A 14,174-nucleotide genomic window follows, 5' to 3' on the forward strand; every position below is an offset into this window, starting at 1 on the left:
GCGGTATACCGGTGCAAACGCGCTCAAAAGCTGGATCTGGAGGGGGACGGGGAGAGATGCGGGCGGGGGGTGGGGTTATGTGTGGTCCAGGCGGGCTACGCCGATCTTGGAGTCGGCCATTCCGTAGAACACGTAGTGGTGGCCGTCGATCTCCTCGATCGCCGTGGGGAAGACGACGTTCGGCACGATGCCGCTGCGCTCGTCCTCCGTCTCCGCCTGCAACAGCGGTTCCGAGGTGCGGGCGAGCACGATCGTGGGATCGTCGGCGTCGAGGAGGATCGCGCCGGCCGCGTAGTTCACGTTCTGCTGCTGCGCGAACGCGTTGTCGATCACGCCCGTGACGCCGTGGTGGAGCAGCAGCCAGCCCTCGGGCACCCGCAGGGGCGCTGGGCCGCCGCCGATCTTCACCTCCTCGAAGGGGAACTCGGGACCGACGAGGAATCGGCTGTGCTTCCACAGCGTGAGGGCGCTCAGGTCTTCCTTCACGGCATCGACGGGCACGTACGCGATCCAGATCGACTGGCGACGGTCGGGCGTCCCCGGGGGAACCCGCACGCCCTGTCCCGGACGGATCTCGCCGATGTCCCACATCGGCCGGTGCAGCACCGCGAAGCTACGCACGCCGTCCGGCCCGGTCACGGGCTCGGGGAAGAACACCGTGTCCTTGTTGTGGAACAGGTTGAGGTCCGTGTCGAGGGTGTCGTTGTAGGCGAACAGTGCGGGGCCGAGTCGCCGCCACGAGCGCAGGTCCTCGGAGACGGCGACGGCCGTGCGCGGGCCGAGCGGACCGTACGCGACGTACGTCATGACGTGCAGCTCGAGCTCGGCGATCCAGGTGACGCGGGGGTCCTCGACACCCGCGTTGCCCTCGCCGCGCTCCCACGTGCGGTCGGGCTCGAGCACGACGCCCTGCCGCTCGACGCCCGAGGGTACGCCGTCCTCGACGAGCACGCGGGCGAGGCCGACGCGCGAGACGTTGCCCTCGGCCACGAGCCGCGGCAGCAGGTACAGCTCGCCGTCGGGTCCGCGCCCGGAGGCGGGATTGAGGACCCCCTCCGCCTCGAGGGAGTTCCCGGGTTCCGGGGTCATCACGACCCCCATACGCGTGAGCGTGTACGGAACGGTGGTGGTGGTGATGGAAGAGATGGTCATGGTCAACCTTTCACGCCGGGGCCGGTGTCGAGGGAACGGTGGTGGTGGATGTGGCGGAGGGGGGCATCGTCAGCCCTTCACGCCGGAGCCGATGTCGGTGGAGGTGAAGTAGCGCTGGAACACGATGAACAGCGCCACCGCGGGTGCGGCGAGGACGACCGCCCCGGCCAGCACGGCGCCGAACGGGTTGGCCGCAGACGCCGCGACGGAGGAGATGTAGTTGGCGAGGGACACGGCGAGCGGTTGAAGCGACGTGTCCTTCGTGATGAGGAAGGGCCAGAGGAACTCGTTCCACGGTCCGATGAAGGTGACGAGCACCACGGTGAGGAGCGCCGGCCGCACGAGCGGGATCGCGACGTTCCACAGCACCCGCAGTTCGCTCGCCCCGTCGATCCGGGCCGCGTCGAACAGTTCCTTCGGCACCTGCAGGAAGTACTGCCGGAAGATGATGACGGCCGTCGAGTTGATGAGGAACGGCAGGATCATCCCGATGTGGGTGTCGGCGAGCCTGTAGTCGCGTGCGATGAGCACGTACAGCGGGATCATGAGCAGCTGGAACGGCACGACCTGCACGAGCAGCGCGAGTGCGAACGTGACTCCGCGACCCCGCCACTGCAGCACCGAGAGGGCGTAGCCCGCGAGCATGCCGAAGACGACGGTGCCGAGGATCACCCCTCCGGTGAAGATGCCAGAGTTCACGAGGCCGGTGAGCAACCCGATGCGGCTGTTGATGGCCGCGTAGTTGTCGAGGGTGAGGTTGGCGATGTTCGGGAACGCGCCGGCCACGGTGGCGTCCGGGGTGCGCTGGAGCGACCCGATCACCATGTAGTAGAAGGGGAAGAGGAACACGAGCGCGCCGATCGACAGCACGACGCCGCGCAGCACGGCGGCCCCGCGTCCGGACGTCTGGCGCTGTCCAGGTGTCTGGCGCTTCCGGGTGGAGACGTCTGCACTCATGATTCGTCACCTCCGGCGAACTTGCGCTGCAGGAACGCGATGATCAGGACGAGCACCACGAGGATCACGCCGATCGCGGCGGCCACGTCGGGGTTGCCCTGCTGGATTCCGCGCTGGTACATGAGCAGCACGGGCGATGCGGAGGCGCCGTTCGGCCCGCCGCCGCCGGTGAGCAGATACGGCTCGGTGAAGAGGTTCGCCCCGGTGATGGTGGACAGGAGCAGCACGAGCACCGTCGCCGGTCGCACGCTCGGGATCGTGACGGAGAAGAACGAGCGCACCGCACCGGCGCCGTCGGTCGACGCCGACTCGTAGAGCTCCTTCGGGACGTTCTGCAGCGCCGCGAGGTACAGCAGGATGTAGAACCCGAGCTGCTTCCACGTGACGAACAGCGCGATCGACGGCATCGCGAGCTGGCTGTTGATGAGCCACGACGGCGTCGGAGCGAGCGGTCCGAGGAGGTTGTTCACGAGTCCGCCGCCGCTGAAGAGGAACAGCCACACGCCCACGATCGCGACGGACGCCGTGACGTACGGCACGTAGTACGCCACCCGGAAGAACACGCGGGCGTGGACGATCCGGTTGAGCGCCGAGGCGAGAAGGAGGCTGAGCACCACGGTGAGCGGGACGTTGATGATGAGGAACACGCCGACGTTCCCGAACGCCTGCCACACGGCGGGGTCCTGGAGGACGCGGGCATAGTTGTCGAGGCCCACGAACGGGCGGTCGACCACGGCGCCGGGCGCCGCGAAGAAGTAGTCCTGGAACGACATCCACACCGCGAACACGAGCGGGTAGGCGAAGACGAGCAGGACGAAGGCGAGGTACGGGGCGGAGAAGAGCAGCCCGAGCGGGTTGGCGCCGAGCAGCTTCCGCTTCCGCCGGGCCCCGCCGGGGGACGAGGTCCCCCGGCGTGGTGCCGTGCCCGATGCGGTGGCGCCCGGGGGCGCGACCGGCGACGTGGCGGTCATGATGCGGTCCGTCAGCCCTGGGCGACGAGGTCGTCGATCTTCGCCGCAGTGTCCGTCAGGAAGGCGGGGACGTCACCGCCGCCGAAGATGACCGACTTCGAGTAGCCGTCGCGGAAGGTCTGCCAGACCTCCACCGAGTTGGCCACGTTCGGCACCTCGACGGTGCGGGTGGCCTGGTCTCCGAAGATCTCGTACGCCGGGTTCGCCGCGAAGTAGTCGGCGTAGGTGTCCGTCAGGTCCTGGCGGATCGGCATCTGGCCGGTGAGCTCGAGGAGCTTGCCGTCCTGTTCCTCGCTCGTGGCGAACTGGAGCACGTCCCACGCGGTGCCCTGGTTCTCGCACGCGGAGTACAGTCCGATGTTCTTCGCGTCGCTGAAGGTGTAGGTCTCCTCCGGCGAGATGCCCGTGGAGGTCGGGACGGTGGCGACGCCCCAGTCCACGGTGTCGCCGTAGTAGTCGATGGCCCACGGTCCGGCGATGGACATCGCGGTCTGGCCGTCGACGAACGAGTCGCCTTGGTACTGCTCCTGGCTGGAGAGGCCCTCCGAGTACATCGTCGACCAGAAGTCGGTGACGGCCTTCCCGGCGTCGGAGTCGAAGGTGGCCTTGCCGTCCTCGACGAGCAGGTCGCCGCCCGTCTCGGCCGCGTAGAGCGGGTAGAAGTCGAACCAGCTCTGGTAGAACTCGCTCGTCGGTGCGGGGCTGATCGCGTAGGGGGCCACTCCCGCCTCGGTGAGGGTGCGGGAGGTCTCGAGGAAGTCGTCGTAGGTCGACAGGGCCGGCGCCTCGGGGTCGAGCCCGGCATCGGCGAACATCGCCTTGTTGTAGAAGATCACGACGGGGTTCGACTTCCACGGCATCTGGAAGTAGGAGCCGTCGGCCGACGCGTACTGCTCGGCGATGTCGCCGCTGCGCTCGGTGATGTAGTCGTCGCCGCCCTCGAAGGAGGAGAGCGAGACGAGTCCTCCCTGCTTCTCGAACTGAGGCACGGCGGCCGGTGACGTGTTGAACACGAGGCACGGCGCGTTGCCGGCGGTGATGGCGGCGCCGATGACCTCTTCGCTGCTCTTGCCGGCGGGGATCTCCTGGGCCTCGATCTGCTCGTCGGGGTGGTCGGCGTTCCAGGCCTCGACCATCTGCTCGCCCCATTCGATCTCTGCGGCGTTGTTGGAGTACCAGATGGTGATGTCGCCGCGGGAGTCGTTCGCGGCGCCGGCTGCACCGCCGCCTCCGCCGGACGTGCATCCGGTGAGGGCGAGGAGGCCGGCGGCCGCGAGGGCTGCGGCTGTCATGCGACGTTGCATGGTGGGGTCCTTTCGTTGGTCACGCGCCCGGTGGGGCTCAGCGACCGTTCTTCGTGGGGGCTGGGGGTGTGGGGGCTGGGGATGCGGGGGCGTGGGAGGTGGACTCGCGCGTCACGAGGCGCGCGGGCGGGAGGTCGGTGTTGTCGACGGGCTCTGACGCGATCGTGGCGAGGAGGACACGCGCGGCGATCGCTCCCCACGCGGCGACGTCGGTCGCCACGGAGGTGAGCGACGGGTAGACGTGCTCGGCGAGGTCGGTGTTGTCGAAGCCCGTGATGGAGAGGTCGCGCGGCACGCTCAGGCCGGCGCGCTGCGCGACGGCGAGGCCGGCGAACGCCATCGGGTCGTTCGAGTAGACGATCGCGGTGGGCCGTTCCGCGACGTCGCCGAGGAGGTGGCGTGTGGCCGCCGCACCCTCCGTCGCGCTGAAGTCGGTCTCGACCGTGCGCGCCGTGATGCCGTGCGCGTCCGCGGCCCGCTCGAACGCGCGACGGCGGCGTGCCGCGTGCAGCATGGAGGAGGGTCCGGCCACGTGGGCGATGGAGCGGTGTCCGAGCTGCACGAGGTGGTCGACGGTGGCGGTGACGCCCGCTTCGTCGTCGATCGAGACGGCGGGGAACGGCGAGTCGGTGTCGGGGTGGCCGAGCGTGACGGCGGCGAGGCCGAGCTCGCCGATGAGGGCGATGCGCTCGTCGTCCGCCCGGAGGTCGGTGAGGATGACGCCGTCGATCCGCTTGTCGAGCGCGAGGCTGCGGTAGGTGTCGGCCTCCTGGCGGCCGGGGGTCACGGTCGCGAGCACGAGGGCCTGGCCCGCTCCGGAGAGCTCCGTCTCGACACCGGCCATGAAGGTGGGGAAGAAGGGGTCCGCCGCCACGATGTCGGGTTCGCGGGCGATCACGAGCCCGATGGCGAAGGCCCGGTTGGTGCTGAGCGAGCGGGCCCGCATGTTGGGCGACCAGCCGAGCTCGGCGGCGGCGGAGAGGATGCGGTCGCGGGAGTCGGCGCTCACGCCGGGCCGGTCGTTGAGGGCGAAGGAGACGAGCCCCTTGCTCACGCCGGCGAGCCGGGCGACGTCGGCGATCGTGGGGCGCGCTCCGCCCGCGCCCGATCGGCGCTGCGTCTCCGCATCCCGTTCCGTCATCGGTGCCTCCGCGTCGAGGTGATCAGATCCGGCTCAACGACCATTCTGGTCTAAACCGGTTTAGACACCGTACAACGCAATCCGCGCAAACACCACCCCTTCCCCACTCCCCTCCCGAGAGGGCTACTCCCGATCGAGGGCGCCACGTACACCTGGCGCCCTCAGCACCGATGTGTCGCCCTCGACGGCGGGAGCGATCGTCCGCCGCATCACCGTCTTGCTCTTCCCGATGTGGCGCTCGAACGTGAACCCCGCCTTCTCGAACATGGCCCGCGTCCCGTTGTGGAGGAACGAGGACGACGTCCTCTTACCGGGAACGAGCTCGTTCGGGAACGACACCACCTCGCCGCCGCCCGCTCGCGCGATGAGGTCGAGGGCCCCGTCGAGCGCCTCGCGAGCCACGCCCGACCGCCGGTGGTCGCGGTCGACGAAGAAGCACGTGATCCGCCACGGCGCCGGTCTCGTCTCGCCCGCGTCGTACTGCTTGCGGTGGTAGATGTTCGGCAGCTCGACCGGGCTCCCGTACTCGCACCACGCGATCGCGTCGTCGCCGTCGAAGACGAGGGCCGCGTGCGCGACGCCCTCCGCCACGAGCCGCCGCTTGAAGGTCGGCCCGTCGTACTCGCTCTTGACGGTGTCTTCCGTGTCGGAGTGGAAGTACGAGCAGTAGCACCCGCCCCAGACCCCGTTGTGCTTCTGCGCGAGCGCCAGCCACGCCGGGAACGTCTCGTCCGTGAGTGGTCTCACCACGTGCGCAGCCATCGCGTCCACCTCGTCGCGTCGTCTCGGATCACACCTCGTCTCGGATCACACCCGCGGGAAATCGAGAGCCCGCGAGGGGTCCGGAGGGGAACACAGTACCGCCGAAGGCGGGCGCCACGACAGGGAGACGCCGACGCGATCAGCCGGCGGAAGCCTCCCAGCCGTCGTACTCCCCACCCTCGACGGACGCGGCGAGCGCCTCGAAGAACTCACGGGTCTCGACGACGGCCACCGGGGTGACCGCGAGATCCTGACGGGACGCCACGATGCCCTCCCCCTCGTGGACCCGTCTCACCGTCCAGCCGGCGGCGACCGCCGCCCGCTCCATCGCCGCGGCCCCGTCGCCCGTCGCGCAGTAGAGGTAGTGGATCCAGTCACGTGGGGCGTCGAGCCCTCCGGGTGTCGACGCGAGGAGGGCGAGCAGGTGATCGTCGTCCGCGTTGCCGGTGGCCGGCACGACCGCTGCACTCCGCTTCGACCGTCGGCTGAAGAGTCCCATGGGAGCGAGCCTAGAGCGAGAGCGCCTCGAGTACCCGCGTGAGGGTGTCGGATTCGCCGACGTTGCCCGGGACGACGACGTAGAGGATCGCACGACCGTCGTGCGCCGTCATCGACCAGACGGAGACGCCGGGGAGCACCTGCCCGAGCACGACGGCCGACGAGGCGCCGATGCCCGTGTGGGCGACCTCCGCCGAGGTGATACCGCCCTTCGAGACCACGACGTCGACGGCCGGGAGCACGCCGCGGACGGCGGTCGTGAGGGCCGCCATGACGCGCTCGCCGTGGTCGAGGGTGCCGTGGTCGCTCGAGCGCACGCGCTCGGTCGTGACGATGCCGAGGAGCCCGTCTCCGAGCTGTTCGAGCACAGACTCGGCGGCCCGCCGGCCCGCCGCCGACGGGTCGCCGAGAGCATCGGAGGTGTCGACCACCGCGGGAGCGCCCCACGCGTCGACGACCGGAGCGAGCTGCGCGGTCGCCCCCGCGGTGTGCGATCCGCACACGAGGAGCGTCGGCCGCGGCTCGGGTACGAGCGGGACCGCGAGAAGGCCAGTGCTCGACACACCAGCGAGCGCTGCGGCGAGCGGGGCGGCCGACCGCACGACGATCCGCGCTCCGGCCTCGATCGCCGCGTCGACGGCCACGGCGATCGCCGCGATGTCCGCGGCGGTCTCCGCATCGGGCACGACGACGGAACCGGGGGCCGCGGTCGAGAGCACCTCGGCGAGGCCGCCCGAGCGGACGGTGTCGATCCCGGCGGCCACAGCGGGTCGCGACGACTTCTCAGCGACGTAGTCGACGAGCACCCCGGTCGAGAACGGGAAGACGGGGTCCTCCGCGTACTCCGTCTGGTGCGCGGGGAAGAGCTCGCCGGCGACCCGCACGAGGTGCACGCCGCCCACGGTCGTCCGGCCGCCGTCGGGGAAGGCCGGCACGAAGAGCATCACGGCGTCGCCGTCGAGGAACACCTCCGTCTCGGCGAAGACGTGCCCGCGCAGGGTCGAATCGCCGCGCAGGACGAACCGCACGGGTTCCCCGAGCCGCGCGGCCGCCGCCTCGCCGTCCGCCCGCACGCGGGAGACGAGGGCCGTCGCGGCGGCCTCGTCAAGCGCACGACTGTTGGTCTGCACGTACACGGCGTCGGCGTGCGAGAGCACGTCGGCGATGAGGTCGGCGTCGCTGTCGAGCAGCACGGTCACGCCGGTCGCCGACTGGGTGCCGGTGGGGTCGTCGTCGAGGACGATGGTCTTCATGGTGCCTTCCGGGCCGAGCTGAGGAGGACGGAGGGCGCGGCGGGCGAGGAGGTCGTCACCCGCCCGCCGCACGTCTCAGGAACGGTTGATGAGTGCGTCGATCTCTGCGCGTCGCGTCGGACCCCAGGTCTCCTTGGTGACGAGGGTGCCGATCACGCCGAGCAGTCCGACGCCCATGTAGACGAGCGCCACGCCGCCCCAGCCGAGCGGGATCGCGATGGCCGTGGCGATGAGCGGGATGAAGCCCGAGATCGCCGCGGAGAACTGGTAGCCGATCGAGGCTCCGGAGGAGCGCGTGTTCGTGTCGAACAGCTCGGAGAACCAGGCGCCCTGCGTTCCGGCGAGGGAGTCGTGGATGACCGCCATGCCGATGATGTAGACGAGCACGATGAGGATCGAGTTCCCCGTGTTCACGAGCAGGAACATCGGGAAGGCGAACGCCATCACGAGGAGCGATCCCGTGAGGTAGACGGGCTTCCGACCCACGCGGTCCGAGAGCCGGCCGAAGAGCATCGTCGAGAAGACGCCGATGGCCGCGGCGATGATGAGTCCCGTGAGCGCCGTCGACCTCTCCGCGAGGGGCTCGTCGCCGCTCGTGAGGTACGAGAGCATGAACGTGACGATCACGTAGAAGCCGCCGGACTCCGCGAGGCGGAGGGAGATGACGCGGAGGATCGTGCGCCAGTCGTTCTTGAAGACCTCCTTGAGGGGGTTCTTCACGACGAGTCCCGCGCTCTTCGTCTCTTCGAACTCCGGCGACTCGGAGACCTTCGCACGGATGATGAGTCCGGCGATGATGAGCACGGCGCTCAGGAGGAAGGGCATGCGCCACGCGAGCTCACTGTCGAGCGTGCTCGACCAGAGGAACACAAGGTTCGCGAGCAGGAGGCCGAGCGGAACGCCGGCCTGCGGGATCGCGGTGTAGCGCCCGCGCTTCTTCCACGGGGCGTGCTCGAAGGTCATGAGGATCGCGCCGCCCCACTCCGCTCCGAAGGCGAGGCCCTGGATGATGCGGATGAGCGTGAGGAGGATCGGGGCGAGGAGGCCGACCTGCGCGTACGTCGGCAGGACGCCGATCGCCACGGTCGAGATGCCCATGAGGAGCAGCGCACCGACGAGCACGGGCTTCCGGCCGATCTTGTCGCCGAGGTACCCGCCGAGAAGGCCGCCGATGGGGCGGGCCGCGAAGCCGACGCCGAAGGTGGCGAAGCCGAGGAGGAGGCCGATGGCCGGGTCCTCCGCGTGGAAGAACACCGTGTTGAAGTAGAGGGCCGCGGCCGTGCCGTAGGCGAGGAAGTCGTAGTTCTCGATCGTCGTTCCGACGGCGCTGCCGATGGCGGTGCGCAGCTTGTCGGGTGATCCGTCGCGTGCCCGGGATGGTGCGGGCGTCGTCGTGGTCGTCATCGTTGGTCCATATCTCCCTTGATAAGGACGAGAGGCGTCTCGTCCGTGATCGACCGGGAGTCGAACCTCCCGCGTCACCCGGGGGCGTGAGCCCCGTCGATCGCTCCGATTTTGTAGAAGTCGCTGATGTGCGTGTGCACGGCCCTCGCGGCCGTCTTCCCGTCCCGCCGGACGATGAGCTCGAGGATCTCGCGATGCTCGCGTCTCACGGTGATCGCGGTCCGCCGCCAGTCCGTGAGCTCCGCGTACATCTCCACCATCTGGCGGTGGATCGCGGTGCGGAGCGAACCCATGAAGTGGGCGGTGAGGGCGTTCCCGGTGGATTCCGCGATCCTCATGTGGAAGGCGGCGTCCAGGCTGTTGAACTCGGGGGCCTCGATGGACGGGTCGTCCATCCGGTCGAGGATCGCGGCGAGTTCCCGGTGGTCGTCGTCAGTCGCTCGATAGGCGGCCTCCTCGACGGACCACGTCTCGAGGGCGAGGCGCGTCTCCAGCACGTCCGTCCAGGAGAACTGGGCGAGGGCGATCTGGAGCTTGAGGAGGTTGACCATGCCGGAGCCGGGCGTCTGGACGAGGACGGCCCCGCCTTCTCCCCCGCGCCGGATCTCCACGATGCCGAGGGCCTCGAGCACCCGCAACGACTCCCGCAGGGAGGGCCGTGAGACGCCCAGCGAGACCGCGAGTTCGCGCTCGCTCGGCAGGTGATCCCCCGCCTTGAGCCGCCCGTCGAGGATGCGCTGCTCGATCTGCGCCATCACCTGTTCGTACGTGCGAAGCCGTTGGACGGGCTCCCACCGATCGTTCGCGGTCACCTCGCGTCAACTCCCCGGGTCGCCGGCTCGCCCCGTGGCGGGCTGGTGCGTCCATCGTAGTCTCCATGGTTCGAGGGTCAGACCTTCGCGAGAACCGGCGATCAGGCCGTGACGAGGGGGCCGGCGGCCTGGTGCTCGGCGCGGAACTCCGCCTCGAGCTGGCGACGGATCTGCACGGCGAACTGCGACTCGTCGAGTTGCACGTCGTCCCACGAGACCGTCTGGTCCTTCGGCACGTCGCGGATGAGCTTCGCGCCGTGGGCGAGGCCGAGCGGCAGGGCGTTGCGGCTGAGCGAGAGGTGCGCGGGGGCGAGCTTCCCGAAGACGGTGTAGCCGCCCTCGCCGTCGAGCGTGTCGCCGGCGCGCAGGTCCTTCTTCGCCGTCGTGACGACGTCGCCGCGGAACCCGGTGGGCGATCCGGTGGCCTCGTTTCGCAGCACGGCCGCGGCGATCGACACCCCGAGCTCGAGCCCGATCATGTGGTACGGACGGTAGAGCGAGCCGTAGCGGCCGGTCGCATCGGTGTGCACGCCGTACTCGGCGAAGCACTGCACGGCGTAGTCGGTCGTGGCCTCGAAGGTCACGTAGACGCCCCAGCGGAGGTTGTCGGGCACCTCGGTGCCGTCGCGGTACATGCTCGAGGCGATCTCGACCGTGCCGCGACGTGTGAGGCTGCCGCCGTCGAAACGGTTCTCGCGGAACACCGTGGGCAGGTCGTCCTTGCTCGCGGCGGGGAAGAGGAGCCCCTCCTCCTGCGGGAGCAGGCCGGTGCCGTTGGCGACGGCGGCCATCTCGATCGCCGACTTCGTGCCGTCGAGGAACGAGTTGAACATCTTCGGGTTGTAGTCGCCCGAGGCGAGCTGCTCCTCGGTGAAGCCGTAGTAGTTCCACACCGTGTCGGGCGTCGAGTAGTTGTATTCGGGGAGGTACTTCGTGCCCTTGCCGGCCGCGACGACGTCGAAGCCGACGGTGCGGCACCAGTCGACGAGCTCGCAGATGAGGGCCGGCTGGTCGCCGTAGGCCATCGCGTAGATGACGCCGGCCGCCTCGGCGCGGCGCTGGAGGATCGGGCCGACCATGCAGTCCGCCTCGACGTTGACCATGATGACGTGCTTGCCGTTGTCGATCGCCGTGACCGCGTGATACGTGCCCACGAGCGGGTTGCCGGTGATCTCGAGGATGACCTCGATGGCCGGGTGGGTGAGGAGCGCGTCGGAGCTGTCGATCACGGCGGTGCCGCCCGTGCGCACGGCCTCGTCGAGCGAGGAGGCCGCGTAGCGTTCCTCGGGCCATCCGGTGCGAGCGAGCGCACCCTTGGCCTTGGTCACGTCGATGTCGGCGACGCCGACCACGTGGATGTTCGTACTTCCGACGGCCTGCGTGAGGAACATCGACGAGAACTTGCCGGCCCCGATCACGCCGACGCGGATGGGTCCGGCCTCGGCTGTGCGCTTCTGCATGAGCGAGAAGAGGTTCACGTTTCTACTCCTTCGTAGACAGGCCCACCACGGTGTGAGGCGCCGGTCGTTCTGTGTCGGCTGATGGTCAGACCATCGATAGAGGAGACGGTACTCGTTGGTCTGACCATCTGTCAAACACCGATCGTCTCGTGCTCCGCGTCCCCGCCGGACCCCCGGTGCGCCCGGACGGCGTGGCGCGGTTCATCCTCTGGGCGGACGGCGGTCGCGCCGGTTCGGCCTCTGGGCTGACGTGGGCCGGCATGGCGCGCTCGTAACGTGAACCGACCGCCCGAGAGGGCGGTCGGAACGGAGCAGCACATGGACGTCCCCCCACGCCTCGTCATCGACGACGGCGCCATCGCCCGCAACGTCGAGAGCATCATCCGCGCGACCGGAACCCCGCTCATGGCCGTGCTCAAGGCCGACGCGTTCGGCCACGGACCCCAGGCCGACGTCGTGCTCGGAGCGGGTGCATCGTCCATCGGGGTCACGACCATCGAGGAGGCGCTCGCACTCCGTTCGTCCGCCGTGCGCGCGCCCGTGCTCAGCTGGCTCAACCCCGTGGACGCGGACTGGGCCGAGGCCGTGCGCAGCGGTGTCGACCTCGCCGCGCCGGGACTCTCGCACCTCTTCGCGATCGCGGGCGCGGCTCTCGCGGTGGGGCTCACCGCGCGCGTGCACCTGCACCTCGACGTGGGCATGTCCCGGGACGGCGCGGCGCCGGACGACTGGAGGACGCTCATGCACTTCGCCCGCGCGTGGGAGGAACGCGGCGCGATCCGGGTGATCGGCGTGATGGCGCACCTCTCGTCGGCGCAGGACCCCGCTGACGAGGAGACGACCGTCGAGCGGATGCGGTTCGTGAACGGATGCCGCATGGCCGTACGCGCCGGACTGCGACCCGGCGTGCGCCACCTGGCCGCGACGTCCGCCGCTCTCTCGCGGCCCGACACGCGCTTCGACCTCACACGCGTGGGCGCCGGACTGTTCGGCATCGACCCGTCGGGACACACGGTGCTCGAGCACGCGATGACCCTCGACGCTCCGATCGTCTCGGTGCGCGACGTCAAGGCGGGAACGGGGGTCGGCTACGGGCTGAGCCATCGCACCGACCGCGACACACGGCTCGCGCTCGTGCCCGTCGGCTACGGCGACGGCGTCCCGCGTGCAGCCTCGCACCGCGCGAGTGTAAGCGTGCGGGGCGCACGACGACCCGTCGTCGGGGTGATCTCGATGGACCAGCTCGTCGTGGACGTCGGCGACCTCGGCGTCGCGGAAGGGGAGCGCGCCGTCGTGTTCGGCCCCGGCGCGCACGGGGAGCCGACGGCGGGCGAATGGGCCGGATGGGCCGGGACGATCGAGCACGAGATCGTCACGGGCATCGGCCCGCGCGTCCACCGCGAGCACGTGCCGTGGCACGCGGAGGACGCAGACGTTGCAGGCGCATCGACGACGGCGCCCGTCGCGGCGGTCGCTCGATGACGCGGCCCACCGTCGCCGTGATCGCCGGCGGACGCAACTCCGAGCACGACGTCTCCCTCGCCTCGGCTGCAGGGATACGTCGCGCCCTCGCCGACGACTACGACGTGCTCGACGTGCGCATCGGCCGCGACGGCTCGTGGACGATCGGCGACCGCCGCCGCGTGAGCGCCTCCGTGGCCGTCGCCGAGGTGCTGCGTGCGGACGTGGCGTTCCCGGCACTCCACGGCGTGAACGGCGAGGACGGCGCGATCGCCGGATTCCTGGAAATCATCGGCCTGCCGTACGTGGGATCGGGGGTGGTCGCGAGCGCGATCGCGATGGACAAGCGCGCCACCAAGCTCGTCGCGCAGAGTGTCGGCGTGCGGGTGGCGCGGGACGTGCCCGTGTCCGAGGTGCGGGGGCGGGGAACGCTGCCGGTGATCGTGAAGCCCGTCACCGGAGGGTCGAGCCACGGGGTGTCCCTCGCGCGCACGCTGCCGGAGTTCGAGCGAGCGCTCGCCGCAACAGGTGCTGACGTGATGATCGAGGAGGTCGTCGTGGGCCGGGAGATCGACGTGGCCGTGCTCGAGGAGGCTGACGGGAGCCTGTCCGTCGCACCGGCCCTCGAGATCCCGCGCGAGCCGGGTTCGGTGTTCGACGTGGACGCGAAGTACGGGGGCGATCCCGGCTTCCTCGTGCCCGCGCCGCTCTCGGCGCTCGAGCTCGAGACGATCTCGGCCGCCGCCATGGCGATCTTCCGGGCCCTCGGCTGCCGCGGACTCGCGCGGGTGGACTTCTTCCTCGACGATCGCGGTCTCGTATTCAACGAGGTCAACACGATGCCGGGGATGACGGAGCACTCGCAAGTGCCGGCCATGGTGCGCGCGGCCGGCATGTCCTACGCGGACCTCATCCGCTCCCTCATCGAGGTCGCCCGCCACCGCCCGTCCCGCTGAAACGCCGCGATGTGCGGACCTCGGTCGCCCCAGGGGGAATCAG

At 69.9% G+C, this 14,174-nt stretch carries 13 protein-coding genes; 2 read left to right on the forward strand and 11 right to left on the reverse strand.

Annotated elements, in window-relative coordinates; genetic code table 11:
* Positions 1–75: 75 nt before the first annotated feature.
* From CLV49_RS06375 to CLV49_RS06425, 11 genes are all read right to left on the reverse strand, one after another.
* Positions 76–1,152 carry a glycoside hydrolase family 130 protein gene (locus CLV49_RS06375; protein WP_106562791.1) on the reverse strand — a complete coding sequence of 359 codons (1,077 nt, stop codon included), beginning with the start codon at positions 1,150–1,152 and terminating at the stop codon, positions 76–78.
* Between the two features lie 69 nt (positions 1,153–1,221).
* Positions 1,222–2,109, reverse strand: coding sequence for a carbohydrate ABC transporter permease (locus CLV49_RS06380; RefSeq protein WP_106562792.1), 888 nt, complete (start codon positions 2,107–2,109; stop codon positions 1,222–1,224).
* Positions 2,106–3,080 (reverse strand): carbohydrate ABC transporter permease, encoded by a 975-nt coding sequence (locus CLV49_RS06385; RefSeq protein ID WP_106562793.1) that lies wholly within the window; start codon positions 3,078–3,080, stop codon positions 2,106–2,108. The genes CLV49_RS06380 and CLV49_RS06385 overlap by 4 nt, the downstream gene beginning before the upstream one ends.
* Before the next feature lie 11 nt (positions 3,081–3,091).
* Positions 3,092–4,384: an extracellular solute-binding protein gene (locus tag CLV49_RS06390; protein WP_106562794.1), complete on the reverse strand. Its 1,293-nt coding sequence runs from the start codon at positions 4,382–4,384 to the stop codon at positions 3,092–3,094.
* Positions 4,385–4,421: 37 nt separating this feature from the next.
* Positions 4,422–5,525: a LacI family DNA-binding transcriptional regulator gene (locus CLV49_RS06395; protein ID WP_106562795.1), complete on the reverse strand. Its 1,104-nt coding sequence runs from the start codon at positions 5,523–5,525 to the stop codon at positions 4,422–4,424.
* Positions 5,526–5,648: 123 nt separating this feature from the next.
* Positions 5,649–6,287, reverse strand: coding sequence for a GNAT family N-acetyltransferase (locus CLV49_RS06400; RefSeq protein WP_106564925.1), 639 nt, complete (start codon positions 6,285–6,287; stop codon positions 5,649–5,651).
* 139 nt (positions 6,288–6,426) lie between these two features.
* Positions 6,427–6,786 carry a ribonuclease E inhibitor RraB gene (locus CLV49_RS06405; protein ID WP_106562796.1) on the reverse strand — a complete coding sequence of 120 codons (360 nt, stop codon included), beginning with the start codon at positions 6,784–6,786 and terminating at the stop codon, positions 6,427–6,429.
* A gap of 10 nt (positions 6,787–6,796) precedes the next feature.
* The gene (locus CLV49_RS06410; RefSeq protein ID WP_106564926.1) at positions 6,797–8,038 is read right to left on the reverse strand and encodes a four-carbon acid sugar kinase family protein; all 1,242 of its coding nucleotides are present in this window, start codon (positions 8,036–8,038) and stop codon (positions 6,797–6,799) included.
* Between the two features lie 75 nt (positions 8,039–8,113).
* The gene (locus CLV49_RS06415; protein ID WP_166426853.1) at positions 8,114–9,442 is read right to left on the reverse strand and encodes an MFS transporter; all 1,329 of its coding nucleotides are present in this window, start codon (positions 9,440–9,442) and stop codon (positions 8,114–8,116) included.
* Between the two features lie 74 nt (positions 9,443–9,516).
* A complete protein-coding gene (locus CLV49_RS06420; protein WP_106562797.1) occupies positions 9,517–10,254 on the reverse strand; it encodes a FadR/GntR family transcriptional regulator in 738 nt (245 codons plus the stop codon).
* Between the two features lie 101 nt (positions 10,255–10,355).
* On the reverse strand, positions 10,356–11,732 hold the full coding sequence (locus CLV49_RS06425; protein ID WP_106562798.1) for an NAD(P)H-dependent oxidoreductase: 1,377 nt from the start codon (positions 11,730–11,732) through the stop codon (positions 10,356–10,358).
* Positions 11,733–12,032: 300 nt separating this feature from the next.
* Between CLV49_RS06425 and alr the strand changes: the two genes are divergently transcribed.
* Together alr and CLV49_RS06435 are read left to right on the forward strand one after the other, a co-directional pair.
* Entirely contained in the window at positions 12,033–13,196 is a 1,164-nt protein-coding gene (alr, locus tag CLV49_RS06430; protein ID WP_106562799.1) for an alanine racemase, read from the forward strand.
* Positions 13,193–14,131 carry a D-alanine--D-alanine ligase family protein gene (locus CLV49_RS06435; RefSeq protein WP_106562800.1) on the forward strand — a complete coding sequence of 313 codons (939 nt, stop codon included), beginning with the start codon at positions 13,193–13,195 and terminating at the stop codon, positions 14,129–14,131. Before alr ends, CLV49_RS06435 begins: the two co-directional genes overlap by 4 nt.
* Positions 14,132–14,174 lie beyond the last annotated feature (43 nt).

Source organism: Labedella gwakjiensis (assembly GCF_003014675.1).
GTDB lineage: Bacteria > Actinomycetota > Actinomycetes > Actinomycetales > Microbacteriaceae > Labedella > Labedella gwakjiensis.